This is a genomic window from Bacillus thuringiensis, from assembly GCF_001595725.1.
GTDB classification, from domain to species: Bacteria; Bacillota; Bacilli; order Bacillales; family Bacillaceae_G; genus Bacillus_A; species Bacillus_A thuringiensis_K.
Genome location: NZ_CP014282.1, coordinates 2,180,531 through 2,205,669, shown reverse-complemented (window position 1 = coordinate 2,205,669; position 25,139 = coordinate 2,180,531). Strand labels below are relative to the sequence as shown.

Here is a 25,139-nt window from a genome sequence, read left to right as displayed (position 1 = left end):
ATAACCTCCTGAATTTTTATTAAACTCCTAACGTAGCACCGCCATCGACACATAAATTGTGCATTGTAATATGACTCGCTCTATCTGAGGCTAAAAATAACACTGCTTCAGCAACTTCTGAAGGTTGTGCAATTTTTTGTAATGGAATTCCGAGTCTATATGTATTTTGAGAACCAGCAATTATATTTTTAGCTCCATTCTCATCAGCCCATAGTAATCTTTGCATCTCAGTTTCAGTAGAACCTGGAGAAACTAAGTTGCAGCGTATATTGTATGCCGCAAGCTCTAGTCCTAAACATTTCATAAACATCGTCGTTGCGGCCTTTGACGCAGCATACGCAGCCATCTCCATTCTTGGCGTATTTGCCGCATTTGAACCGACTGTAACAATTGCCCCCGATTTTCTTAACATCATATTTTTACTTACCGCTCGGGACATATTGAAAACCCCTGTCGTATTTACAGAGAATGTTTTATTCCAATCTTCATCACTTAACGAATGAATTGGTCCCATACGTAAAACCCCTGCAACATTTATTAAAATATCTATTGGCGCTATTTCATTTGTAATATGATTTACCATGTCTTCAACAGCGGCGCTATCACTCACATCTAAACGAAACGTTTTCATACGTGTATTATTTAATTCATTTTGATTTAAGAGTACATTTAACCCCTCTTCATTTTGATCAACCGCAATAACTTTGGCTCCTCTTTCTAAAAACATTTTGGCAACGACACTGCCTATGCCTTGTGCTGCACCTGTTACTAAAACTGTTTGCCCATCAAATTCCCCTAAGTTCATTTTCTCTATCCTTTCACATAAACATTAATTTCATTAAGTAACACCGATGATATTGATTTTCATTATCAGTTGTGTTGTAAAAAATAATACACTTACTAAACTAATTGGTCAAGTGCGCATTACTTTAAAATCCATTTTATTGATAATGTTTTTCATTTACCATCTTACACCGAAATGATAATGTTTCTCAATAAATTTGTCAATCTTTTTTTATTTTTCAGATAAACCATTTTAATGCTTCTTAATAAAATCATATGTAAACGCATTAAAAGTACTTATATTATAAATAAAATTCAAAGTCCTCTTTTTAAAATTGAAGAAACTAAACTAGAGATACGTTCATTTACAATGCTTTATGAAAAACTCAAGTATATATTTTCTCAATATTTTTCTGAAAATATATCTTACAAATACTAATGAATGTCTTTTTTGTCATTTAAGATTTAATATATATTTCGAATACGATGTATCAATTTATTATATTCCAAATGGGTATTCCACTCACTTTTACATCTATAAAAATCCCAAAAGTAATTTAACCTTGTTAAAATAACTCATAAAAAAAGCATCCTAATTAATAGAATAGGATGCTTTTTCGTAATCATAGTGTTATAGAAGATTTGTATACTTATGCTACGCTGCGATACTCTTCTTCTTTTTCTTTTTTCTGCTTAGGTGCTTGAATTAAAATTGCGATAATGAATGACACGACACATAATACACCTATTACCATGAACGTTGGTTTGAATCCACCTAGAAGTGCACCGATAAAGGAACCTGCAAGCGCCCCAAATCCAAACCCTTGATACACAATTCCGTAGTTCTTACTATGGTTTTTCATACCGAAGAAATCACCAACAATAGCTGGGAAAATAGTGATATTTCCACCAAAGCAAAACGCTACACTTGCTACACATACGAAGTAAATACCATAATTTAAATCTACAAAACTTAGAACTAAGACTGAACTCGCCATAACAACAAAAGTACTAGTAACGATTTTTAAACGCCCAATTTTATCCGATAATGGTCCTAAAATGATACGACCTAATGTATTGAAGATTGCAACCATAGCCACCGCATTAGCTGCTGTTGCTGCGCTAAGTCCTACAAGTTGAACACCAATGTCTTTTACCATACCAATTAAGTATAAGCCACTCATACATGATGTAAATAACATGATAAATAATAAGTATACTTGTTTTGTGCCTAACATTTCTTTCGTTGTGTATTCCTTAGTTTTTGTTTCATGAACTGCTCCTTGATCTGCAGCTTGATGGATTAAACAAGCACCAATTACAATCATAGCTGTAACAATTAAACCCCAGTATATAAATGCTTGGGATACACCAACTGATTCAATCAACTGTGCGTTAACGTATTTAAAGATTAAGCTACCTGAACCATATGCAGAGACAGAAATACCAGCAATTAAACCTTTACGCTCTGGAAACCACTTTATTAAATTTGATAGTGAAGTGATATATGCTGTACCATCTGCATAACCTACAACAACTCCCGCTAGTACATAAAATAATATTAGTGAGGATGCTTGTGAACTAAGTATTAATCCTAGTCCTAATGCTAATCCAGCTATCATAATAAGTTTACGAAGTCCCCATTTTTCTTGCAATTTACTCGCAAATAAAGTTGAAAATGCTAAAGAAAGACTAGTAATTGAGAAAGTTATCGCAACAGCGTTAAGACTCCAACCATATTTACTAACTAAAGGCTGATTGAATAAACTCCATGTATATATCGTCCCAAGCCCCATCTGTACTATAACTGTGCCAAGGACAACAAGCCATGGATTAACAGTTGATTTTTTCATATCTTTCCGCCCCCTCTTTCTATTTCAATGCTATTCGCTAAATTTACTTTTTTTATGTTCATTTTGGTCACCTCTTTTGATTTGACACCTTCATTGTATAAGATGTTTTCATTTATGTAAGCACTTACAAGATAGAGCGTCAAAAACATGGAATCAGTTACAGAAAATGAAGGACGAAATACAAAAAACTATTTATTAAAGAAACGGTTTTATTAAGTCAATTCAAAAGCCTGACTTTCTTTATACGCTTATAATTGTTTATTAAAATGTGAAGATTTAACAAACAAATTCCATCATAATGAAAGCATTTTTAATACGTCTTGTTAAAACCTCTTTTAATTCTGCACACATAGACAACAAATATTTTTTTGATAAATAAAACTAAATATTCACTAATATATCTATCCGTGGTTTAATATATATAATAAAAAATTTCTGTCTTTAATGAGGAGGTACTATGAAAGCAAACATAGGGGATACTATACTTTTTCAACGAAATAATTTAAAGATTACAGGATCTGTATTAAAACTTTATACTGAATCGGTCTTAGTTGAAATTACAAATGTAAGCGGTGGTACTTTTGAATTTGATCGAACAATTGTAAATCATAAAAACTATAAAGTTTTAAATACAAATACATAAAACAACACAAAATAGCCCCTGCTCAACAGCAGGGGCTATTTTATATAAAAATATTTCACTAGTTTATATACCCTAAAACATTAACAATCTTACTCGCTTTTAAATTGTTAATATGATAATAAATTTCTAAACCTCTTCTCTCTGCTCGTAACACTTTACCCTTCATTTTTGATAAATGTTGTGAAACAGTAGATTGCGGAATATTCAGTAACTCTGTTAATTGTGTTACATTACAAGTTTTTCTCGTACTTAATTCATTTACAATTTGCAGTCGGATTGGATGCGCCATAATTTTTAAAATATCTACATCTTCTTCTGAAACTAAAGTTTTTCTCATTTCACTCGTATATGTTGTCATAAGACATTCCCCTTTTATATGAATTCCATATTCATAAGATCTATTTCCAAATTTTTTAAAACCCTTGATTAAAACTTTTATATAGAAATAAAAGGATTTTAAATTTTTGAAAACAGAACTTACATTCACTTTATTTATTTATTTGGTACATATACATAATACAATGTTAATATGTGCTCTATGTGAAGTTCACATAAATTTGTGATGAAGATTTATTTAGCCACTCGCATCCTACTCATCTAATTACTCACTGCATAAAATCATCAGTTATTTTAACACATTTTAGGCGTTTGTATATACTATTTATAAAGTAAAACTTTAATCAGCCCTCACCAATCGTGCTTTTACGGGCAACCTGCCCCCCTCATAATTTCTTTGCTTCCGCTGAATTTTGAGATGGGCGTCTTACTGCACGGCAAATAGCGAAATAAAGCAACTTTTATAAAGGGGAATTCATATGCCTACAGCGTTACAAGAAGAAGTCGAAGAAGCACCGGAAACATATGTCAGTCATATCATCTTAGTTGGAGGATCGACTTTATTTTTAGTAGGCGGGGCTATATCGGCAATTTCAGCTTTTCAAGCTTATAATCGTTTGGAGAATACGCCGCCTTCTTCCGATAATTCATAGATATATAAATAAAACGTCGTCTCCAATGAAGAGACGACGTTTTATTTTATTACATACGAGACTAAAAGTATCGGTAGATTCCCTACTCCATTCTCTAAGCTTACTTCACCACAAACCTAGTCTGACTACATCCATCTTTCTGCTTCGTTACTTCTAATACAGCTGGCATTGCGTTTTTCAGCTCTTGTACGTGTGAAATGACACCGATAAATCGGCCTGATTTTTGTAGGTCAATTAAGGCATCTACTGCTTTCGTTAATGATTCTTCATCTAATGAACCGAACCCTTCATCGATGAACATCGTTTCGATGGAAATACCGCCTTCATATGCTTGAATGACATCTGCCATTCCTAGCGCTAGGCAAAGTGATGCGTTAAATTTCTCTCCGCCGGATAATGTTTTTACATCGCGCGTTTGGCCAGTGTATGCATCGTACACATCTAAACCTAATCCACTTTGGCGGTTTCTTTTTTCAACTCGCTCACTTCGTTTTAAATAAAATTGTCCATTTGATAATTTACGTAGTCGTTCGTTTGCGATTTGAACAATTTGTTCTAAATACTCAATTAAGATGTAACGTTCAAATGATATACGACTTTCGTTATCACCTTTCATTACTTCATATAAATCAACTAGTTCTTGGAAGGCTTTTTCTTCCTCGTGAATTTGTTCGTCAATACGTCTAATGTTTTCATGTAAATCAGAAATATATGTTACCGCATTTTGCGCACGTTGACGTTTTTCTTTAATTATATCGAGATTAATTTCTAGATCTTTTATGTGTTCACCTAAAGATGTAATATCCATATACTCTTTATCTTTTAATTCTGAGTTTAACTCTTCAATTTGTTTTGCAAGTACTTCAAGCGATGAATAATAACCTTGAATTTCTTTTTGTAACATCTCCATCTCGGCATCGCTTAATTTGGCTTCTTTATACGTGAATTGATCTGTAAACCCGCTTTGTTCTAGCTCTTTCATAAAGCGTGCGAAAGTCTCTTCTTTCTTTAATTTTGCACTTTCAAATTGATTAGAAGCACCTTTTTGTTCAGCTTGAATACGTATATTTTCATTTTGCCAATGCTGATACGCTTCCTGGACTTTCTTCCATTCGTCCTCCATTAACCTAAGTTCCTGCATAGCTTGATTAAACTGTGCTTTCCAAGCTTGTACTGTTTGTAAGTTTTCTGGAATATTTCGTTTATCATGTTCATATGACGTACGAAGTTGCATACACTCGATTTCTGTACGGTGCTGCATTGTTTCCACTTCTCGTTTTTGTTTCTGAAGTTCTTCTATTTTTTCTTCTACGCTTTTCATGTTCGCAGCAATCTGCTTACGTGTTTCTTCACTTGCTTTTAACGTATTAACGTCTGCTGCTAATTGTTTTCCTTTTTGAACAAGTGCACTATATGTTTCAACTAATTTTTCGGAGTTATAGCCACGCTTCACAACTTCTTCTATCACTTGTTCATATTGTAGTCGATAGAAATTCCATTTCTCCTCTACTTGCACATGGAATTTTTCAGCAATGTTCTTCTTATCTCTTAAATCGTTTAACTCTTTTTCATCGATCGCATTACTTTGCTCTGTAGCTTTTTGAGGATGATTCGTACTACCACATACCGGACAAGATTCACCGTCATGTAAATGACGAGCTAATATACCAGCTTGTTCACTTAACCAGCGGCGCTCCATGTTTTCATATGCACGAACTGCCACTTGCATTTTATTATTTGCCGCTTCTTTTTCTTGCTCGAATTTTTGTTTTTCTTGCCAAACATCATATGCTTGCTTTAAAACTTTTGCATCTTCTCGCATATTCGTTAGTTCTTCCACTTTAGCTACATATTGCTCAAGTGCTTGTTCTAATTGCTGCATTTCATCAGACATTCTCTGTTTTTGGTTTGTATGTTCTTCTAGTTGTTGATCCAACTTTTGCATACTTTCTTTTAATTTCCCTATTTGAATTTCGGCATTTTGTAAATTCAACTTTCTCTCAGCTAATGATGCAATAATCGCTTGTAACTCTTCTAATCTTTGAACAAGTTTTTTAGCCTCTTCTCGTTCAGCTTCTTTATTCTTTACTACTTCATACTTCTCCTGAGCAAGTTCAAAACTATTCATTATCTGTTCTTGTTTGACAATTATCTGTTTTAACAAACTTTCAGCTTTCTGCTCATTTTGCATCGCTTCTTCATACCATTGTTCAAATGGTAATAAGCGCTTTGCTTGTTCCGCACGTTTAAAGAATTTTTCTTTCCTTTCAATTGCTGCACGGTTCTCTTGTAAAGTGTTATATTTCTCATTCTTTTGTTGTAAATCTATAAATTTATCATTTACAGATTTCGCTGCATGAAAACGTGTTTCAGCATCTTTTAATTGCTTCGTTTGAACATCTTGTTCTACTTGTAATTGCTCAACCTCTGCCTTATACACAGCTGTTTCTTGTTCTAATGCTTCTACTACTTGATGCGTATTTACATGTTCTTGTTCCACTAAAGTCTCTAATAATGCTCCATCACGGATTGGTAATTTAAAAACATTGCGGAAGTATAACTCTCGCTCTTTCTGCTTTTCTTGTAAGACGTCTTTCCATTGTTTTCGTTTTTGGTCAAGTAACTCACGCATTAACTTATAACGATCCGTTTTAAAAATACGACGTAAGATCTCTTCTTTGTTTTCCGTCTCAGATGTTAATAGTTTTCGGAATTCCCCTTGGGGTAACATAACAATTTGGCTAAATTGATGTTTACTTAAACCAATTAAATCTTCTACTTTTTTATTTACATCCGTTACATGAAAACGATCAACGGCTGGAACCTTCTCTTCATCAATTACTTCATATAATTCTACTGCATGTCCTGTGATCGTCTTGTTCCCTTGTTTTTTATGTCCAAGTTGTCGTTTTATTTCATAGCGTTTCCCTTTTAACTGAAAGGTTAGTTCAACACTTGTATAAACATTATCATCAGCAAATTGACTTCGAAGCATGCTCGTATCACTACGTTCTTCTCCACTAGCCTCACCATATAACACATAACAAATCGCATCAAAAATCGTTGTTTTTCCAGCTCCTGTATTCCCAGAAATAGCGAAAATACGATGTTCTCCAAGATCTTCAAAATCGATTACTTCTTTCTGTTTATATGGCCCGAATGCTGTCATAATAAGCTGAATCGGTCTCATCCTCGTTCACCTTCCCGTTCTTGCACTGTTTGTAATACATCTATAAATAGGCGTTCTTTCTCTTCTGATAAATCTAACCCTTTCATTTCTTTATAGAAAGCCTTTAAAAGAGATAAATCATCCGTTTTATGTCTTGAAACAGTTACTTCATTTGTATCTGTTAGTTCTCGCCTTTGCATCGCTCTTTCAACGTGCATTGCATTTGGATATACAGATCGTATTTTCTCCATTGGTTGTAAGACGGGGTTTTCGTCTAATAATTTTACAAATACGTAATCTTCACTTACTGGGTGCTGTAATAATTCATCTATTTTCGCTTCTACTGTTCGCATTTTGCGACGTGGTGAAAGTAACCTTTTTTCAATTGCTACTTCACCAGTTTCATTCAGTTCTACAATGTAATAACCTTTTTTATGTTTCTCTTCAGAAATTGAATAGGCAAGTGGTGAACCTGAATATCGAATCGTCTCATTACGTACGAAATGCGCTTGATGTAAATGTCCAAGCGCTGTGTAATGAAACTTATCAAAATAATGACTATTTACATATTCAGCACCACCAATTGAAAGTGGTCGTTCTGCATCACTTGTATTCTCCTCCGCTTCTCCTGAAGAAGTTACAAATGCATGTCCAACAAATACATGTCTAGCTTCTTTATCCATCGTTTCAGAGAGCTCATTCATAAAAATGCGCATCGCATCATCATGAGAACGTACGTCTTCATTTTTTAACACGTGCCTCACTATGCTTGGGTCTGCATACGGTATTAGATGGAAGTGAACCTCTCCATATTCATCATTTAGTACAACAGGTTCATACGGGAATTGAAATTGACCTGCAATATGTAAGCCCTGTTTTTTCATTAAACTACTTCCAAAATGGATACGATCCGGACTATCATGATTACCAGCTACTGCAATAACTGGTGTTTGTAAATCAATAACTATTTTTTGCAGCACATCATTTAATAAGTCTACTGCTTCTGTAGGTGGAATTGCTCGATCATATAAATCCCCTGCAATAATTACAGCATCTGGTTTTTCTTCTTCAACAGCCTGTACAAACTGATCTAATACAATCTTTTGGTCTTCAGTCATATACACGCCATGAACAAGCTTACCTAAATGCCAATCCGCTGTATGAAATAACTTCATATTTTTCTACTCCTTTTAATTTACTGATTTTAGTGAAACGAGTTGATAGTTTATTGTAGTTTTTCCGTTCTCCCACTCTAGCTTCAATATCGTTGCACTTCCAATTCTTTCTTCATTTGATTTATATAAAGGCAATATTTCTTGAACTGTAAATAAGTGATAACCATCCAATATTAATTGAAATATATTTTCTTCAATATGTAATCTTACTTCTTTTTCATTTGAAATAATTTTTGTGTGCATCTCAAATTTCATGATAGATACAACCCCTTTTTATAATCTCTACATTTTAATAGTATAGTGGCTATGCAAGATTGACAAGTACATACACAGCAAAGTACACACTTTTCTATTGTTATATGTTTTATGTATTTTATATAAAATACGGTATGTGAAATTTTATATTTTCCCCAAAATAAAAATGCCTATTATGACATCTTTATTTTTGTATAAAGTCTTTCATTACATAATATAAAACGGTAATTAAAACGATTGCGACGAAAAATGAGAACACTGCGACAATGTACCCATCTTTATTTAATAAAATACAGAATGAAATAGATATTATAAAAATCGGAAATACGAGACGTACTTTATCCTTCACTTCTTCTGTCGTATCTGTATGATGAAAATACTGCGTTATTCCTATCATTAAAAAAGACAAAATAATAACCGACAATAGTAAAGGTCCTGGCATTCCGATTTCTCCTTTCTCTATTTCTAATTCAGTGTAAAATTTTTTATTACAATTGTACGATTTATTTTTTCTTCAAACACACTTTTAGAATTGATAATGAACATTTCACACCTATATAATAGCGCTTTTATCATTATAACTTCAAATAATTACACTTACAGTAATGTTGTAATATTCCCCCTCAGTCTCTGAAATCCTGCAAAGATAACTCGTCAAAATATGCAGTGACCAAATTAATATTTACCGTCAACTTTTGACAAAATTTATAAAGGACATTTCAGTACATATCAAGAATTAAGAATAAGAAGATATGTAAGGGAGGAAGCATTATGACTGAACACGTTTTATTTTCTGTTAGTGAAAACGGCGTTGCGACAATTACTTTAAACCGTCCAAAAGCACTTAATTCTTTATCTTATGACATGTTACAGCCTATCGGACAAAAACTGAAAGAATGGGAACACGATGAGCGTATTGCACTTATCGTGTTAAAAGGAGCTGGCACAAAAGGTTTTTGTGCAGGCGGCGACATTAAAACTCTTTATGAAGCGCGTTCCAATGAAGTGGCATTGCAACATGCAGAACGTTTTTTTGAAGAAGAGTATGAAATTGATACATATATTTATCAATATACAAAACCGATTATTGCTTGTTTAGATGGAATTGTAATGGGTGGTGGTGTCGGTCTTACAAATGGTGCGAAGTATCGCATTGTAACTGAGCGTACGAAATGGGCAATGCCAGAGATGAATATCGGCTTCTTCCCAGACGTCGGAGCTGCATATTTCTTAAATAAAGCGCCTGGATATACAGGACGATTCGTTGCTTTAACAGCATCTATTTTAAAAGCTTCTGACGTATTATTTATTAATGCTGCTGATTACTTTATGACATCTGATTCATTACCAAAGTTTCTTACTGAACTTGAAAGTGTAAATTGGCATAAAGAAGATGATGTACATACTAATTTAAAAGAAGTTATTCGTACATTTGCAACTGCTCCAAACTTAGAAAGCGAGCTTGCTCCTTCAATAGAAGTAATCAATTCACATTTTGCTTTCGATACAATTGAAGAAATCATCCATTCATTGGAGAAAGATGAAAGTTCCTTTGCTCTAAAAATGAAAGAAACACTGTTATCAAAATCCCCTATTTCACTAAAAGTAACATTAAAACAGTTTATTGATGGAAAAGATAAATCCGTTAAAGAATGTTTCGCTACGGACCTTATACTTGCTAAAAATTTCATGAGACATGAAGATTTCTTCGAAGGAGTACGCTCCGTTGTCGTTGATAAAGATCAAAATCCGAATTATAAATATAAACAGTTAAGTGACGTTTCAGAAGAAGATGTGAATCGTTTCTTTAACTTACTTAATGCATAAAATGAAACTGTCATGAGGGGGTGTCTCGTTCATCCCCCACCTAACTTCTTTGCTTCAGCTAAATCTTGTGCGGTGAAAATCTTACTACCCGCAAATAGCAGTATAAAATCGAAGCTATATAGTAGTGTAATTACAGCTACTATATAGCCTTTTTTATTTAATGATTTTTAATAAAATTTAATTTTATTAAATCCAAATATATGCTACACTATTTTTAATCAAATATTCTAAAAATAAAAAAGGAGGAGCGACTATGATTGAAAATTATTTTCTTTTCATCATTATGTCTATTTGTCTTATTATTTTACCTGGTCCTGATACAGCAATGGCTACAAAAAATACATTAGTTGCTGGTAAAGTCGGCGGAGTAAAAACAGTGTTTGGTACATGTGTTGCACTATTAATTCATACTTTAGCTGCTGTAATTGGTCTTTCTGCACTTATTGTAAAGTCAGCTCTTTTATTTTCTATTTTCAAGTACGTTGGGGCTCTATATTTAATTTATATTGGTATTAAAGCACTTTTAGCAGTAAGAAATAAAGAAGGCATTGATACGAACGATATATCTTTGAATAATGAAGATGAACACACCTCTTGCTTTCGACAAGGGTTTCTTACGAATTTATTAAACCCTAAAGTTGCAGTATTCTTTTTAACGTTTTTACCGCAATTTTTAAATCCAAATCATAATACGTTTATCCAACTACTCGTAATGGGCCTTACTTACCTCGTTTTAACAGCCATTTGGTTCGCTTTTTATATATTTTTAATTGATAAAATTAGTGCTTTTATGAAAAAACCGAAGACGCAACGTTATATTCAAGGGTTAACGGGAGTCGTCTTAATTGGTTTTGGTATTAAACTTGCTTTTGAAAAAAGTAATTAACAAGATGAAAACCACCACTATTAATAGTGGTGGTTTTCATTTAATAACTAATTTGACTGTTTATTTTATATTAAAACCAGCGCTCAGTTACAACTTTTTTACGTGTATAGAATTGAACGCCATCTGTACCATTTGTACCTAAATCACCAAAGAATGACGCTTTATTTCCTGCAAATGCGAAGAATGCCATTGGTGCTGGAACGTTTACGTTTACACCGATCATACCAGCATCGATATTATCACGGAACGTTTGTGCATGTTTACCGTTTGACGTATAAATAACTGCACCATTTGCAAATTTAGATTGATTTGTTAGTTTAATACCTTCTTCTAAATCTTTAACTCGTACAATGCTTAATACTGGAGCAAAAATCTCATCTTGCCAAATTTTCATTTCTTGATTCACGCCATCAAAGATTGTCGCACCTACAAAGTAACCTTCTCCAACTTCTTCATTAATTTTACGGCCATCTACTAATAAAGTTGCCCCATCTGCTACACCGCTATTAATGTAGCCTAAAACGCGCTCTTTATGAGATTCACGGATTAATGGTCCAACATAGTTCTCTTCGTTAAAGCCATCGCCTACTTTTAATTTTTTCGTTTCTGCTACTAATACATCAATGAATTCATCAGCAATTTCATCCACTACTGCTACTACTGAGCATGCCATGCAGCGCTCTCCACTACTTGCAAATGCAGATCCAATTACACCTTGTACTGTTTTCTCAAGATTGCAATCTGGCATTACAATCGCATGGTTTTTCGCACCTGCTAACGCTTGTACACGTTTTCCGTGTTTCGTACCAGTTTCATATACGTAACGTGCTACCGGCTCAGAGCCAACGAACGAGACAGCCTGAATATCTTTATTTTCTAAAATGCTATTTACAACATCTTTTCCGCCTTGTACTAAATTTAATACGCCTTTTGGGAATCCTGCTTCATAGAATAATTCTACAAGTCGCTCCGCTAAAAGTGGCGTTCTTTCAGATGTTTTTAATACGAATGTATTACCGCAAGCAATTGCAAGTGGGAACATCCATAACGGAATCATCATCGGGAAGTTAAACGGCGTAATACCAGCAACAACTCCGATTGGGTAGCGCCAAATTGATCCATCAATTCCGCTAGCGATATTCGGAAGTGCTTGACCCATCATTAAATTTGGCGTAGATGTTGCAAGTTCTACCGCTTCAATACCACGCTGTACTTCACCTGTTGCATCCGTTAGCGTTTTACCATTTTCTAGCGTAATGATTTTTGCAAGCTCATCTTTGTTTTCTTGTAATAGCTGTAAATATTTATATAAATTTCTTGAACGATTTGGAACTGGTACTTTAGACCATGTTTCGAATGCTGCTTTTGCCGCTTCAACAGCTTTTTCAACATCTTCTTTTGGAGATAGTGGAACGTAAGCGATAATTTTTCCAGTCGCTGGATTTGGAACTGCTTCTACTTCCGTACCTGTCGATTCAACCCACTCACCGTTAATGTGATTTTTTACTCGTTTAATTTCAGTTGTAATCATTGTATTCTCTCCTTTGTATAATTTATTTTTGATTAGAAATTAATTGCTCGCTAACTTTCTTATATAAAGCAGCCATATCGTTTTCACCATATCCAGCTTGACTCGCTTCGTCATATACGTTTAATAACATTTCGCTTACCGGTAAATGGAGTTCGCTTTCCTTAGCTAAGTCAACTGCAAATCCTAAATCTTTCTTCAATAAGTTCACAGTAAATCCTGGCTCATAGTTTTCAGGTGCTATAAAACTTTTATAATTACGTTCATAAATTCTACTTTGACCGTAACTTACATTTAAAATATCAAACATTTTATCTAAATCCATATTGTTCTTTTTCGCTAATGTTAAAGCTTCACTCACACCAGCTGTATAAAAACCAATTAATAAGTTATTAATTAACTTAACAGTTGTACCACTATCAATCTGCTCACTAACGTGGAAAATGTTCGCGCCTAGTACGCCTATGATAGATTCCGTTTTCTCATATACCTCTTTTGATCCACCAACCATAAACGTTAATGTACGGTTTTCGGCTCCGATTACACCACCGCTCACAGGTGCTGCTAAAAAGTCTACTTTCTTTTCCTTTGCAGCTTCCTCTAACTGTTTGTTTAACTGCGGCGATACCGTACTTGTATCAATGAAAACTACATTCGAGTGACCATTTTCAAATAATCCTTCAGCTCCAAAATATACCGCTTCAACAGCGCGAGGTGAAGGTAAACTTGTAAAAACTACATCACATGTTTCTGCTAGTTTTGAGATTGATAGACCGATAATTCCGCCTTCTTTTTCAAAGGACGCTTCCGCCTCTTTATTTAAGTCCACGCCATATACTGTGTAACCTGATTTAACTAGATTTTTTGACATTGGAAGGCCCATGTTACCTAAACCGATAAAACCAATCTTTTTCATATCGCTTTCCTCCTATTTACACAATATATTTCCCGCGATTTATAATAGCTTTCGCAATTTCTCTCTTCTTCGTAAATACGTTCGTGTATAAAGGCACTAATAATTGACGGATTTCAGCTAAAATCACATGTCTATCTTGTTCTTCTGTAACAGCCGCTGAAAGTACAGAGATCGCCGCTTCTTCTACTTTACGGTATCCTTCTTCACAAATAACATCCGTTATTAGTTGCTTCGTACGTTCTTTTTCCTCTCCATTTTTACGTACCGCTTTTCTCGTACGTAAAAACGCTGATTCCATGACGTACACGTCCGTCAACATATTTGAAATTACACGTGAATATTCTTGTTCTTGGTCAATTTTTAGGCCTGGAGTTTTAGAGAGCGTTTTCAAAGATTGTTTCAACAATTTTTTCGCTAATAAAATGTAACGATGGTTTCTTTCTACATTTGCTACATTACTTTCTACTTCAGTGTCTTCTAATTGTTCGATTTGTTTCATTAACATTTTAGCAACTGTTAATCTATTAATTTCGTTCGTTCCTTCAAAAATACGACTAATTCTTGCATCACGATATAATCGTTCTACCTCATACTCTTGCATATAACCGTAACCACCATGAATTTGTACAGCTTCATCTACGATATAAGCAAGTGTTTCAGAAGCATTTACTTTATTCAGTGCACATTCAATTGCAAATTGGGACATTTTCTTCATAAGATCTTCATCGCTCTCATGAATTGCTTCATCGATTACACCTGCTGTACGATAAGCTGCACTTTCGGCTCCATATGTAGCAATGATCATATTTGCAATTTTCTCTTGAATCATCGTAAAGTCTACTAATTCCGTTTGGAACTGTTTTCGCTCTTTTCCATATTGAACCGACAAACCAATTGCTTGTTTTGCTGTTCCAATATTTCCAAAAGCAAGTTTAAGTCTAGCAAAGTTAAGAATATTAAGGGCTACGTGATGCCCTTTCCCAACTTCCCCTAAAACATTATCAGCAGGGATGACAACATCTTCTAAAATAAGAGTCGCTGTTGAAGAACCTTTAATCCCCATTTTCTTTTCTTCTAATCCAATAGATACACCTTCACATGTTCTTTCGACAATAAACGCTGTCATTCCTTTATTTGTCTTCGCAAAAACAACGTATACATCTGCCATATGAGCATTTGTAATCCATTGCTTCTCACCATTTAACTTCCAAGCTGTTCCCTCTTCATTCAATACGGCGCTTGTTTTTGCACTTAATGCATCCGAACCAGCATTTGGCTCTGTTAAAGCATAAGCCCCAATCCATTCTCCCGATGCGATTTTCGGTAAATATTTTTCTTTTTGCTCTTTCGTTCCATAATATATGTAAGGCAATGTACCGACACCAGCGTGTATATTAAAAGAAACGCTAAACGCACCAGCGTAACCCATTTTCTCTGCTACAAGACCTGAGACAGCCTTTCCTAACTCGAACCCGCCATAATCTTCTGGTACCTCAATGCCTAATAATCCAAGTTCCCCAGCTTTCTCAAATAATTGACGAGAAACTTTATAGTTATGTTGTTCAATATTCTCCATTTGTGGAACAATTTCTTGTTTAACGAATTGTTCTGTCGTTTTTGCGATTAAATCTTCATCACCTGAAAAATCTTCTGGTGTAAAGTAAGTATGATTTATATCTTTATTAAGTGAAAAAAATTCATCCCATGGTAACTTCGTTTTCTCCATATGTATCCCCCTATCATTCGGCTTTCATAGCTTTTTGCTTATGCTCGTCTACGATGAGTGGAATATCTTTTTTGAAAATAGAAGGCGATGATTTTTCACATCAAGCATTTTATTTTGCCAAAGATGTATTTTCATCGCCTTCGCTGCTTTATCTATTGATCTTCTGATAATACTGTTTTTGCAATACCAGTATCTAACTCTTCAAAGTCATGATATGAAATTGTTTCGTATAATTCACTTCTCGTTTGCATATTAGAAAGTGCATCTTTTTGAGAACCTGTTTCTTTAATTAAAGCAAACACATTTTCATACGCTTTCGCTGCAACGCGAAGTGAAGTTACAGGATAAATAACCATTTGGAAACCCATATTCGCAAATTCCTCTGCACTATAATATGGAGTTTTTCCGAATTCAGTCATATTCGCAAGCAAAGGTGCATTTACCTTACTATTAAATAGACGGAATTCTTCCTCTGATTGAAGCGCTTCAGGGAAAATTGCGTCTGCACCTGCTTTTACATATGCATTTGCTCTTTCAATTGCTTCATCTAATCCTTCAACGCCACGAGCATCAGTACGTGCTACAATGTATAAGCTCGGTGCAACTTCTTTAATCGCTTTAATTTTTTGAACCAATTCTTCTGTAGTAACAAGTTTCTTACCATTTAAATGTCCACATTTTTTTGGTAATTGCTGATCTTCAATTTGGACAGCTGCTACTTTCGCTTCCACCATTTCTACAGCTGTTCTCGCCACATTTAGTACACCACCAAATCCTGTATCAATGTCAACAAGAACAGGTAAGTCTGTAGCTCTTACTAAATCTCTTGCTCTCTCAGCCACTTCAGTAGACGTCACGATACCTAAATCTGGTAAGCCTTTACTTGCAGTATAAGCAGCTCCTGATAAATAAAGAGCTGAAAAACCTGTATTTTTCGCAACAAGAGCTGCCATTGCATCATGAGCACCTGGAATTTGCAAAATTTCATTTGCTTCTACTAAAGCTCGGAATCGATTCGCAAGCTCCTCTTGTGTTGACTGCTTTTTCACAACCCAAGCCATTCTAAATTCCCCCCTATTATTAAATTAAGAATAGATCTACAAATTCGTTTACATTCATATTTTCTAGTTTTTCTTCATTTAAACAAACTTCATGAATTTGTTCTTGTTGCTTACTAGAATAATGACCTGCCATATTTGCAGTGAATTTTTGAACAACTTTTGGAATTGCTTCGTCTCTACGGAAGCGGTGACCAAGTGGATATTCACATTCCACATTTTCTGTTACTGTGCCATCTTTAAAGTGAACTTGAACAGCGTTGGCGATTGAGCGCTTGTTCGGGTCAAGGTAATCTAAACTGTACTGTTTGTTTTCAACAACAACCATCTTATTACGTAATTCATCTACACGTGGATCGTTTGCTACTGCATCTTCATAATCGTCTGCAACGATATCTCCTTTTAATAAACCAATTGCCGTAATGTATTGTAAACAATGATCACGATCAGCTGGGTTATTTAATGGACCTTCTTTATCAATAATACGAATTGCTGATTCATGAGTTGTAATTGTAATACGGTCAATTTCATCTAATCTCTCTTTAATTTCCGGATGCAACTTCACTGCACATTCTGCAGCCGTTTGTGCATGGAATTCTGCTGGATATGACACTTTAAATAATACATTTTCCATTACATATGACTCTAGTGGTCTTGCTAATTTTAATTCTTGTTTATTGAATAATACATCTTGGAATCCCCATCCTGGCGCAGATAATGCTGTTGGATAACCCATTTCACCTTTTAGAGCAGTCATTGCAAGATGAACACCGCGGCTCGTTGCGTCGCCTGCAGCCCATGATTTACGTGAGCCCGTATTTGGAGCATGACGATATGTACGAAGACTAGAATTATCAATCCACGCATGTGATAATGCATTAAAGATTTCTTCACGTGTTCCGCCAAGCATTTTCGCAACTACTGCAGTTGTTGCTACTTTTACATATAATACATGGTCAAGACCAACTCTGTTTAAGCTGTTTTCTAAAGCAAGCACGCCTTGAATTTCATGTGCTTTAATCATCATTTCTAATACTTCACGTACTTTTAAAGCTTCTTTTCCTTCTGAAATACGAACACGGCTAATATAATCTGCAACTGCTAAAATTCCGCCTAGGTTATCAGATGGATGTCCCCACTCTGCTGCAAGCCAAGTATCGTTATAGTCTAACCAACGGATCATACATCCGATATTAAATGCACCTTTTACTGGATCTAGTACATAAGACGTACCTGGTACACGTGTACCATTTGGCACGATTGTTCCTGGCACAACTGGTCCTAGTAATTTCGTACATTCTGGATATTGCAGTGCTAAAATTCCACATCCAAGTGTATCAAGTAATACGTAACGAGCTGTACTGAATGCTTCTGCACTAGTAACCTCTTTATTTAATACATAATCGGTAATCTCTTCTAATAATGCATCTTTTTGCTTAATTTCATTTGTTTTAATCATGCTATTCTTCCCTTTCTGTCGAAAATTCGTTATTATTAATGATGGGTGTCGGTCAAACACCCATCTGGCGGGCGGCGCTAACAACTCCCCAGTTGTTCTTATTTACTAAGTACATGTCGCTCGCCAATATAATTTACACGAGGACGGAACAAACGATTATTTGCATGTTGCTCAATAACGTGCGCACATAACCCCACTGTTCTAGAGCTAAAGAAGATTGGTGTGTAAAGTTGAATTGGAATACCTAACATCCAATATACTGGAGCTGCATAATAATCAAGATTTGGATAAATTCCTTTTTCTTTTTCCATAATCTTTTCTCCAGCTTCACACATTTCATATAGTGTATAATCACCTTTTACATCACATAACTGTTTTAAAGCTTCCTTCATCATAAGTGCTCTTGGATCCATCTTCTTCATATAAACACGGTGTCCAAAGCCCATAATTTTTTCTTTGTTATATAGTTTCTTCTGTAATAACTCTTCAAATTTCTCAACATTACCAGCTTCTAAAAGCATGTACATAACCGCTTCATTTGCACCGCCATGTAAACTTCCTTTTAAAGATGCAACTGCACCTGTTAAAGCACCGTATAAATCTGATTGTGTTGATGCAATAACGCGAGCTGTAAATGTAGAGTTTGGCATTTCATGCTCACTATATAAAACAAGGGAACGATCAAAGATCTTTTCCTCAAGTTCAGTTGGTTTTTTACCAGTTAACATATAGAAGAAATTCGCACTATAAGATAATTCTTTAAGAGGTTCAATTGGCTCCTCATTATTTAAAATATGATAGCTATTCGCTACAATGTTTGGCACTTTACTTAACAGCTTGTACCCTCGGCTTTTATTCACTTCTAACGAGCGGTTTTCGATATCATTATCGTAACCAGCTAACGCTGACACACCTGTACGTAATCCATCCATGGGATGCGTCTCTTTAGGCAATGCCTTTAGTACGTTGAATACACCTTCTGGTACTGCATATTCTTCTTTTAATTTCTTTTCAAGTGTTACTTTTTCATCTTCATTCGGTAGGTGTTCCTCCAATAAAAGGTGCACAATGTCTAAATACTCTTTTGTTTTTGAGAGTTCGATTAAGTCATACCCTTGAATTACAATTTCACCTTTTACTGTGTCAAGAAACGAGATTTTCGTCTCCGCTGCCACTATACCATCTAATCCCGGGGAAAATTTCTCTTCAGCTTTCATCATTATTTCCTCCATTCCTAATAGATCTTCGTGCACATAACTGTAAGCCTTTACAATATTGTGAAACTACATTTCTATTTCAATGTATCAGAGTTTTTAGAAGATTTCAATTTATTTTATAATGATAAGTTTCCTACACTTTTCTTACTGTAACAATACAATTTTTTGAAAATAATTCTTATATTTTATAAAGAAAGGATAGACTTCTTTGCGTATTTTCAAAAACAAGATATAAAGATTTTTCATATAACACCGCCAAATATACAATTATTCTAATTTTATTTGAGAAATAGAAAAAACGAGCTGTACATAAATACAGCTCGTTACTATATGATTTTATTTCACTATCTCTTAAATATAATTTTTATATAAAACTTATTCATTTTTTAATAAAGTTATTATTTTACATAATTAAATTGAATTTCTTCCATTTCCTCATGATAACTTACAAATAAATCATAGTTTTGAAAATACCAAAGATCATCAGAATCTACAAAAAATATAATACCTTCCTTCTCAACTGACACTATTTCGCCATCGGGTTTCTCAGCAACAACCCCTAAAGAATATCCGGGCTGAATTGAACTATCCCCTCCGTACCTTACAGTAAAACGTACAGATTCACCGTGCTTTATACGTAATTCTTCCTGGAACCATTGCAGAGCTTTACGATCAATTGAAATTCTCATCTTTATTCCTCCAGTTTACGCAAACTCTTTTTTTCCTAATCGTTGTTTTACAAAGAAGACGAAAATAATTAAGGCTATCAATGCTGAAATTGCACTCCCTGAAAATAAAATACGATAACCAAACATTTGTGAAACAACTCCAAGTAAAATAGCACTTAACCCGATTCCTAAATCAAACGCTGTAAAAAATGAAGCATTTGCAACTCCTCTTTTACTCGGATCGACAATTGTAAGCATTGCCGCTTGCAAAGCTGGCTGCGCTGAACCAAATCCAATACCGTATAATGTTGCTGCGATAATTACACCTATCAAACCATTTGAGATAGTTAAAACAACTATAGCTAAAATAGTAATACATAATGCTGGAAGTATGATGAATACTTCTCCATACTTATCTAATAGTTTCCCTGAAATTGGTCTTACAATTGTTAATGCAATTGCATATACAAGAAAGAAAGTTCCCGGGTTTACATGAATTGATGATGCAAATAACGGTAAAAAGGTTGTTATTCCTCCATATGCAAACGATAAAAAGAATACTACAATCGTGATTGTTAATACGGATTTCTCAAATAGCTGAATTTTCCCTTTTTCTTTTTGTGGCGTAAATGGGATCTTCGTTATTAATGATAATACAACTGCCATAAAAGATAACAACGTCGCTAATAAAAATAGACCATCAAATGAATAATTTTGCACAACCCATAATCCAATCATAGGTCCAATCGCCATTGCAATTGTCATCGCCATCCCATACCAACCCATACCTTCACCGCGGCGTGAATCTGGAATAATATCCGTTATTGCTGTTCCAACAGCTGTTGTAGAAACAGCCCATGTTACTCCGTGAATAACACGTAAAACAACTAAAAGGACAATAGTCGATGCTATATTATAGGAGTACATCGTTAAGCCAAAAAAGATGAGTCCGAAAATAATAAAGGATCTTCTACCATATTGATCTAACATTCCTCCAATAATCGGTCGTATTACAACAGCAGCTATTGTAAACATCCCCATCATAAGTCCAACTTGCGATTCATTGCCGCCTATCTCTTTAATAAAGAGCGGGAGCGTTGGAACAAGTAAATAAAATCCTGTAAATAAAAATAACATTGCGAAAGTCATTTGAATAAATGATTTCGTCCATAATCGTTCCATAAAAATACCTCCATACACTCGTAAAATATTACGATTAACACCCTCATTGTATATTTTTTTTATCTCTTTTCCCTCCTCAAATAGACGTATCTTTTCATATTAAATAGTCCACCATCAGCTTACATTAGTCTTAAGACTTTGTACGCATATTTTAAACGAAAGTCCTATATATGTACCTTTATACGTGTGAAAAGAATATACTAATTTATTAACACAACTTAGGAGTGAATATTTTATGTGGGTATTATTAAGAGTAACTGCCGTAGTTCCTTCGACTCCTGGGATACATGTTCCTGCAGTTCATACAGCTAGCTCCGATGTAGGAATTGAACTTCCCGCAACTTGGCAGCAATATCAAATTCCCGGTCAAGTTACCCCATCATTTTGGCATCATGGTACACACCCCAGTAGTACTCCCATTCATAGCCATAGTTATCCTCCACTACCTCCGACTCAAGTCTTTTATCATTTCCCTTCAATTTTTTTTCAAAATTTTCATGGTACGTTTAACATTTAATAGCTATCACTGTATTACCCCTACATTTTAATAAGGCGAACCTTTAATCCAGTTTTAACATAACAAAGTCGAATTCCTTAAATAAGAAATTCGACTTTTTAATTGTTTTTCAAACTAAAGTAACCGTTAAAGAAAGACATTTATTAAAGATTTGAATATAATTTTTACTTATTTAATACTTTATATGATTCATCATAGTTAGTCCCTTTGCAGGATAACCAACACATACCATCATTTGCAAGTAGACTTTTCTCTCTTTACGTTAATTCACTCTTTTTCTTCTATCCAGCCCTTAACATTACATTTTCTGTAGCAAAATGAAAAAAGCACTTAAGATTGTAAATTTCCACAAATCTTAAGTGCTTTTTGAAAACTTTTCTATAAATTTTTCTTATTGTCCATTATTGGCAGGAACCTCTCCTGCATTTCCACCATTATTTGGTTGTACTGTTGCAGGTGGGGTTGGAGTTCCTTGACCTCCATTATTATTCGCTGGAGGTGTCGTTCCTTGACCTCCTCCGTTATTTGCTGGAGGTGTCGTTCCTTGGCCTCCTCCGTTATTTGCTGGAGGTGTCGTTCCTTGGCCTCTTCCGTTATTCGCTGGAGGTGTCGTTCCTTGGCCTCCTCCGTTATTCGCTGGAGGTGTCGTTCCTTGACCATTTCCGTTATTTTGTTCATTTTGTTTCTTTTCTTCTTCTTGTTTCTTTTGCTCTTCTAGTTTCTTTTGTTCTTCTTGCTTCTTAAGTTCCTCTTGTTTCTTTTGTTCTTCTTGTTTTTTCAGTTCTTCTTGTTTCTTTAATTCTTCTTGCTTTTTCTCTTCTTCAGTTTTTTGCTGTTGATCTTGTTTTGGTTGCTCCGTTGTATCCGGTACGCTAGTATTTGGCGATGAATCACGTTTTTCACCTTTTATACGTAGCTCACTACCTTCTTGAATAACGCTACTTGGCATTTTAAAGCGTGATTTATCTGTAGCCATTTCACTCATCATTTCTTTAAAAATCAACTGTGCAATTTTCGTATTTTTACTACTAATATACTCGTCTTTGCCATCTTTCATATACCCAGTCCATACTGCCATCGTATATTGCGGTGTATATCCAGCAAACCAACTATCACGAGTTGCACTTTCTGGAATTTTATATTGAGCTAATTGTTTTGATGAGTAGTTTGTCGTACCCGTTTTACCAGCTACATCTAAAGATGCTATATTTGCAGCTGTACCAGTACCTGATGTAACTACAGAACGAAGCATATCTGTAATCATATATGCTGTAGAGTCTGCCATAACTTGTTTTGGTTTTTGTCCAAAACTTTGTGACTTACCATCTGGATAAACGACTTTCTTAACAAAATGCGGTTTCGTATATTTACCCTCATTACCAAATGCCGCATAAGCGCCCGCTATTTCAGTTGGTGATACTTCATTTGTACCAATCGCTGTTGATTCAGTCGGTGCTGCATTAAATGTAATTCCTAATTTCTCAGAGAAGTCTTTTGATTTATTAATTCCCACTTCTTTCGCAGTCTTAATTGCTGGGATATTTCGTGACTTTTCTAATGCTACACGCATTGTAATAGGGCCCATATGACTTCTATCTGCATTTCGAACTTCTTGACCCGTTGAATACTTAAATGGAGAGTCATCAATTTGATGGTACGTAGCCCATTTTAAATATTCAATTGCAGGAGCGTAATCGAAAATCGGCTTCATCGTTGAACCAGCTGCACGATCTAATTCAATTGCCATATTATGCCCTTTAAATACAGCTTTATTTTCTCCACGGCCACTACCTATAGCACGAACTTCTCCTGTTTTCGTATCCATAAATGTGAATGCACCTTGGAATTTATCGTTCGGATAATCAATGATATTATTATTTAAAATATTATCAGCAAGTTTCTGTGCTTTCGGATCTAACGTTGTATAAATTTCTAAACCGTCAGAACCGATATTAGCATCTGGTAATTCTTTTTCTACTTCTTTCACAACTGCATCCATAAATGCAGGGTATGGCATTGTTTGTAGTTGAGCTGCAGGCTTAAGCCCCTTTTCTACGTCAACTTTTGATGCTTCTTCCATTTCCTGTTTTGTTATATATCCATGTCGGTTCATTAAACTTAGAACAACATTTCTTCTTTCTGTTGCTTTTTGAACATTTTCTTTTTTCGTTGGATCATAGTTATTCGGTGCTTTCGGTAAACCTGCAAGCATCGCAACTTCTGGTAATGTTAAGTCCTTCAATTCTTTACCATAGTAGTTTTGTGCTGCTGTTGCGATACCATATGAACGATTACCTAAGTTAATTTTATTTAAGTACATCTCTAATATTTCATGTTTTGAATACTGTTGTTCTAGTTTATAAGCTAGATATATTTCTTGCGCCTTACGCTTTGGTGTTTTATCCATTGATAAGAAGTAGTTTTTAATAACTTGCTGCGTTATCGTACTTCCACCTTGAGAGCCATAATCTCCTTTAAGACTCACTAAAACAGCACGGGCAGTACCTTTAAAGTCTACTCCGCTATGCTCATAAAAACGTGAATCTTCTGTCGCTAAAAATGCATTTTCTACTAATTTAGGTATTTGATCATACGTAACATTCGTCCTTTTTTCTTTTCCATATTCATATACCAAATCCCCGTTTTTATCATAAATTTTTGAGGATAACGGATTAACAAGTTTTGCTTTTTCCAGTTTTGGTGCGTCCTTAATCATTACGAAAAAGGTAGCAACCCCCGCCACTAAACCAACAATACCAAGTAATAAACAAGTAATTAAAAACTTGCGAAAGAATGATGTTTTACCTTTTGGTTTTTGTGTTTTAGAAGCTGGCTGTTTTTTCTTTTTAACTTGTCGTCGTTCCTCTCGAGAACGATAATTTTCTGACATGTTACTTTCTCCTGCCTTTCAATTCTCCCGTTGATTTACTTAAAAATATTGAGGTCACCTTCTAAAATGAATTTGATTAAGAAAGTATATTGACCTGGAGCATTCAATATTTTCCTAATTCACAGATTATAAATTTTAGAATACTTCTTATACAAACTATTTTCACTTCTATTTTTCCTAATAACGCTGCCCCTCTAAGCATAGAATGTAAAAAGTGAATTTTTAATACCTCGTATAAATAATATACCTTTTTTTCAAATGGTCAATATTTTCTTATTTATAAATCAAAGGTGAAATAAAAATAGCACAACGATATGTACTTCGTGTGAACTTCCTTATAATTACGTATAACAAATATTTAATATATTGCATATAAGTATAATACCTCTTTAATTATA

Annotated in this window: 21 protein-coding genes; 5 read left to right on the top strand and 16 right to left on the bottom strand. The window is 34.7% G+C overall.

The genetic code is table 11. The features are described 5' to 3' along the window. Positions 1-19: 19 nt before the first annotated feature. Together dhbA and AXW78_RS11250 are read right to left on the bottom strand one after the other, a co-directional pair. Positions 20-805, bottom strand: coding sequence for a 2,3-dihydro-2,3-dihydroxybenzoate dehydrogenase (gene dhbA / locus AXW78_RS11255; RefSeq protein ID WP_001048435.1), 786 nt, complete (start codon positions 803-805; stop codon positions 20-22). Positions 806-1,433: 628 nt separating this feature from the next. Further along, entirely contained in the window at positions 1,434-2,636 is a 1,203-nt protein-coding gene (locus tag AXW78_RS11250) for an L-lactate MFS transporter (RefSeq protein ID WP_000750122.1), read from the bottom strand. Positions 2,637-3,093: 457 nt separating this feature from the next. Between AXW78_RS11250 and AXW78_RS11245 the strand changes: the two genes are divergently transcribed. Then, positions 3,094-3,279: a YkvS family protein gene (locus tag AXW78_RS11245; RefSeq protein ID WP_000646581.1), complete on the top strand. Its 186-nt coding sequence runs from the start codon at positions 3,094-3,096 to the stop codon at positions 3,277-3,279. 58 nt (positions 3,280-3,337) lie between these two features. Here AXW78_RS11245 and AXW78_RS11240 read toward each other — a convergent pair whose 3' ends face one another. Next, positions 3,338-3,637 carry an ArsR/SmtB family transcription factor gene (locus AXW78_RS11240; RefSeq protein WP_000214801.1) on the bottom strand — a complete coding sequence of 100 codons (300 nt, stop codon included), beginning with the start codon at positions 3,635-3,637 and terminating at the stop codon, positions 3,338-3,340. 457 nt (positions 3,638-4,094) lie between these two features. Between AXW78_RS11240 and AXW78_RS34365 the strand changes: the two genes are divergently transcribed. After that, a complete protein-coding gene (locus AXW78_RS34365; protein ID WP_001141665.1) occupies positions 4,095-4,268 on the top strand; it encodes a hypothetical protein in 174 nt (57 codons plus the stop codon). 100 nt (positions 4,269-4,368) lie between these two features. On the opposite strand, the gene AXW78_RS11230 is transcribed toward AXW78_RS34365, so the two are convergent. The 4 genes from AXW78_RS11230 to AXW78_RS11215 all read right to left on the bottom strand — a co-directional run bounded on the left by AXW78_RS11230 (position 4,369) and on the right by AXW78_RS11215 (position 9,309). Further along, positions 4,369-7,458, bottom strand: a complete 3,090-nt coding sequence (locus AXW78_RS11230) for an AAA family ATPase (protein ID WP_001247455.1) — start codon at positions 7,456-7,458, stop codon at positions 4,369-4,371. Beyond that, on the bottom strand, positions 7,455-8,612 hold the full coding sequence (locus AXW78_RS11225) for an exonuclease SbcCD subunit D (RefSeq protein WP_000765150.1): 1,158 nt from the start codon (positions 8,610-8,612) through the stop codon (positions 7,455-7,457). Before AXW78_RS11225 ends, AXW78_RS11230 begins: the two co-directional genes overlap by 4 nt. Positions 8,613-8,627: 15 nt before the next feature. Then, positions 8,628-8,867, bottom strand: a complete 240-nt coding sequence (locus AXW78_RS11220) for a DUF2584 family protein (protein WP_000667346.1) — start codon at positions 8,865-8,867, stop codon at positions 8,628-8,630. Positions 8,868-9,051: 184 nt separating this feature from the next. Beyond that, entirely contained in the window at positions 9,052-9,309 is a 258-nt protein-coding gene (locus AXW78_RS11215; protein WP_001119404.1) for a hypothetical protein, read from the bottom strand. A gap of 329 nt (positions 9,310-9,638) precedes the next feature. Between AXW78_RS11215 and AXW78_RS11210 the strand changes: the two genes are divergently transcribed. Beyond that, positions 9,639-10,694, top strand: a complete 1,056-nt coding sequence (locus AXW78_RS11210) for an enoyl-CoA hydratase/isomerase family protein (protein WP_061884130.1) — start codon at positions 9,639-9,641, stop codon at positions 10,692-10,694. 253 nt (positions 10,695-10,947) lie between these two features. Next, entirely contained in the window at positions 10,948-11,580 is a 633-nt protein-coding gene (locus tag AXW78_RS11205; RefSeq protein WP_000572334.1) for a LysE family translocator, read from the top strand. Positions 11,581-11,650: 70 nt separating this feature from the next. Here AXW78_RS11205 and AXW78_RS11200 read toward each other — a convergent pair whose 3' ends face one another. The 8 genes from AXW78_RS11200 to AXW78_RS11165 form a co-directional block, all read right to left on the bottom strand. Next, positions 11,651-13,111: a CoA-acylating methylmalonate-semialdehyde dehydrogenase gene (locus AXW78_RS11200; protein ID WP_000633347.1), complete on the bottom strand. Its 1,461-nt coding sequence runs from the start codon at positions 13,109-13,111 to the stop codon at positions 11,651-11,653. Between the two features lie 22 nt (positions 13,112-13,133). Further along, positions 13,134-14,024, bottom strand: a complete 891-nt coding sequence (locus AXW78_RS11195) for an NAD(P)-dependent oxidoreductase (RefSeq protein WP_061884129.1) — start codon at positions 14,022-14,024, stop codon at positions 13,134-13,136. A gap of 16 nt (positions 14,025-14,040) precedes the next feature. Then, on the bottom strand, positions 14,041-15,750 hold the full coding sequence (locus AXW78_RS11190; RefSeq protein ID WP_000415987.1) for an acyl-CoA dehydrogenase FadE: 1,710 nt from the start codon (positions 15,748-15,750) through the stop codon (positions 14,041-14,043). 152 nt (positions 15,751-15,902) lie between these two features. Continuing rightward, on the bottom strand, positions 15,903-16,811 hold the full coding sequence (gene prpB / locus AXW78_RS11185; protein ID WP_000312639.1) for a methylisocitrate lyase: 909 nt from the start codon (positions 16,809-16,811) through the stop codon (positions 15,903-15,905). 19 nt (positions 16,812-16,830) lie between these two features. Beyond that, positions 16,831-18,267, bottom strand: a complete 1,437-nt coding sequence (prpD, locus tag AXW78_RS11180; protein WP_000598123.1) for a 2-methylcitrate dehydratase — start codon at positions 18,265-18,267, stop codon at positions 16,831-16,833. 98 nt (positions 18,268-18,365) lie between these two features. Then, positions 18,366-19,487: a citrate synthase gene (gene mmgD / locus AXW78_RS11175; RefSeq protein WP_002041090.1), complete on the bottom strand. Its 1,122-nt coding sequence runs from the start codon at positions 19,485-19,487 to the stop codon at positions 18,366-18,368. A 395-nt stretch (positions 19,488-19,882) separates the two neighbouring features. Further along, positions 19,883-20,173: a HesB/YadR/YfhF family protein gene (locus AXW78_RS11170; RefSeq protein ID WP_001222842.1), complete on the bottom strand. Its 291-nt coding sequence runs from the start codon at positions 20,171-20,173 to the stop codon at positions 19,883-19,885. 15 nt (positions 20,174-20,188) lie between these two features. Continuing rightward, positions 20,189-21,334 (bottom strand): MFS transporter, encoded by a 1,146-nt coding sequence (locus AXW78_RS11165; protein WP_061884128.1) that lies wholly within the window; start codon positions 21,332-21,334, stop codon positions 20,189-20,191. Between the two features lie 235 nt (positions 21,335-21,569). On the opposite strand from AXW78_RS11165, the gene AXW78_RS11160 reads away from it, so the two are divergent. Beyond that, positions 21,570-21,851, top strand: a complete 282-nt coding sequence (locus AXW78_RS11160; protein WP_000270088.1) for a hypothetical protein — start codon at positions 21,570-21,572, stop codon at positions 21,849-21,851. Between the two features lie 391 nt (positions 21,852-22,242). On the opposite strand, the gene AXW78_RS11155 is transcribed toward AXW78_RS11160, so the two are convergent. Further along, positions 22,243-24,741: a transglycosylase domain-containing protein gene (locus AXW78_RS11155; protein ID WP_061884127.1), complete on the bottom strand. Its 2,499-nt coding sequence runs from the start codon at positions 24,739-24,741 to the stop codon at positions 22,243-22,245. Positions 24,742-25,139: the final 398 nt, after the last annotated feature.

What these genes read in the sequence shown, in the direction of transcription:
- dhbA (WP_001048435.1), bottom strand. Translation starts at nt 805, where the DNA reads ATGAACTTAGGGGAATTTGATGGGCAAACAGTTTTAGTAACAGGTGCA.
- AXW78_RS11250 (WP_000750122.1), bottom strand. Translation starts at nt 2,636, where the DNA reads ATGAAAAAATCAACTGTTAATCCATGGCTTGTTGTCCTTGGCACAGTT.
- AXW78_RS11245 (WP_000646581.1), top strand. Translation starts at nt 3,094, where the DNA reads ATGAAAGCAAACATAGGGGATACTATACTTTTTCAACGAAATAATTTA.
- AXW78_RS11240 (WP_000214801.1), bottom strand. Translation starts at nt 3,637, where the DNA reads ATGACAACATATACGAGTGAAATGAGAAAAACTTTAGTTTCAGAAGAA.
- AXW78_RS34365 (WP_001141665.1), top strand. Translation starts at nt 4,095, where the DNA reads ATGCCTACAGCGTTACAAGAAGAAGTCGAAGAAGCACCGGAAACATAT.
- AXW78_RS11230 (WP_001247455.1), bottom strand. Translation starts at nt 7,458, where the DNA reads ATGAGACCGATTCAGCTTATTATGACAGCATTCGGGCCATATAAACAG.
- AXW78_RS11225 (WP_000765150.1), bottom strand. Translation starts at nt 8,612, where the DNA reads ATGAAGTTATTTCATACAGCGGATTGGCATTTAGGTAAGCTTGTTCAT.
- AXW78_RS11220 (WP_000667346.1), bottom strand. Translation starts at nt 8,867, where the DNA reads ATGAAATTTGAGATGCACACAAAAATTATTTCAAATGAAAAAGAAGTA.
- AXW78_RS11215 (WP_001119404.1), bottom strand. Translation starts at nt 9,309, where the DNA reads ATGCCAGGACCTTTACTATTGTCGGTTATTATTTTGTCTTTTTTAATG.
- AXW78_RS11210 (WP_061884130.1), top strand. Translation starts at nt 9,639, where the DNA reads ATGACTGAACACGTTTTATTTTCTGTTAGTGAAAACGGCGTTGCGACA.
- AXW78_RS11205 (WP_000572334.1), top strand. Translation starts at nt 10,948, where the DNA reads ATGATTGAAAATTATTTTCTTTTCATCATTATGTCTATTTGTCTTATT.
- AXW78_RS11200 (WP_000633347.1), bottom strand. Translation starts at nt 13,111, where the DNA reads ATGATTACAACTGAAATTAAACGAGTAAAAAATCACATTAACGGTGAG.
- AXW78_RS11195 (WP_061884129.1), bottom strand. Translation starts at nt 14,024, where the DNA reads ATGAAAAAGATTGGTTTTATCGGTTTAGGTAACATGGGCCTTCCAATG.
- AXW78_RS11190 (WP_000415987.1), bottom strand. Translation starts at nt 15,750, where the DNA reads ATGGAGAAAACGAAGTTACCATGGGATGAATTTTTTTCACTTAATAAA.
- prpB (WP_000312639.1), bottom strand. Translation starts at nt 16,811, where the DNA reads ATGGCTTGGGTTGTGAAAAAGCAGTCAACACAAGAGGAGCTTGCGAAT.
- prpD (WP_000598123.1), bottom strand. Translation starts at nt 18,267, where the DNA reads ATGATTAAAACAAATGAAATTAAGCAAAAAGATGCATTATTAGAAGAG.
- mmgD (WP_002041090.1), bottom strand. Translation starts at nt 19,487, where the DNA reads ATGATGAAAGCTGAAGAGAAATTTTCCCCGGGATTAGATGGTATAGTG.
- AXW78_RS11170 (WP_001222842.1), bottom strand. Translation starts at nt 20,173, where the DNA reads ATGAGAATTTCAATTGATCGTAAAGCTCTGCAATGGTTCCAGGAAGAA.
- AXW78_RS11165 (WP_061884128.1), bottom strand. Translation starts at nt 21,334, where the DNA reads ATGGAACGATTATGGACGAAATCATTTATTCAAATGACTTTCGCAATG.
- AXW78_RS11160 (WP_000270088.1), top strand. Translation starts at nt 21,570, where the DNA reads ATGTGGGTATTATTAAGAGTAACTGCCGTAGTTCCTTCGACTCCTGGG.
- AXW78_RS11155 (WP_061884127.1), bottom strand. Translation starts at nt 24,741, where the DNA reads ATGTCAGAAAATTATCGTTCTCGAGAGGAACGACGACAAGTTAAAAAG.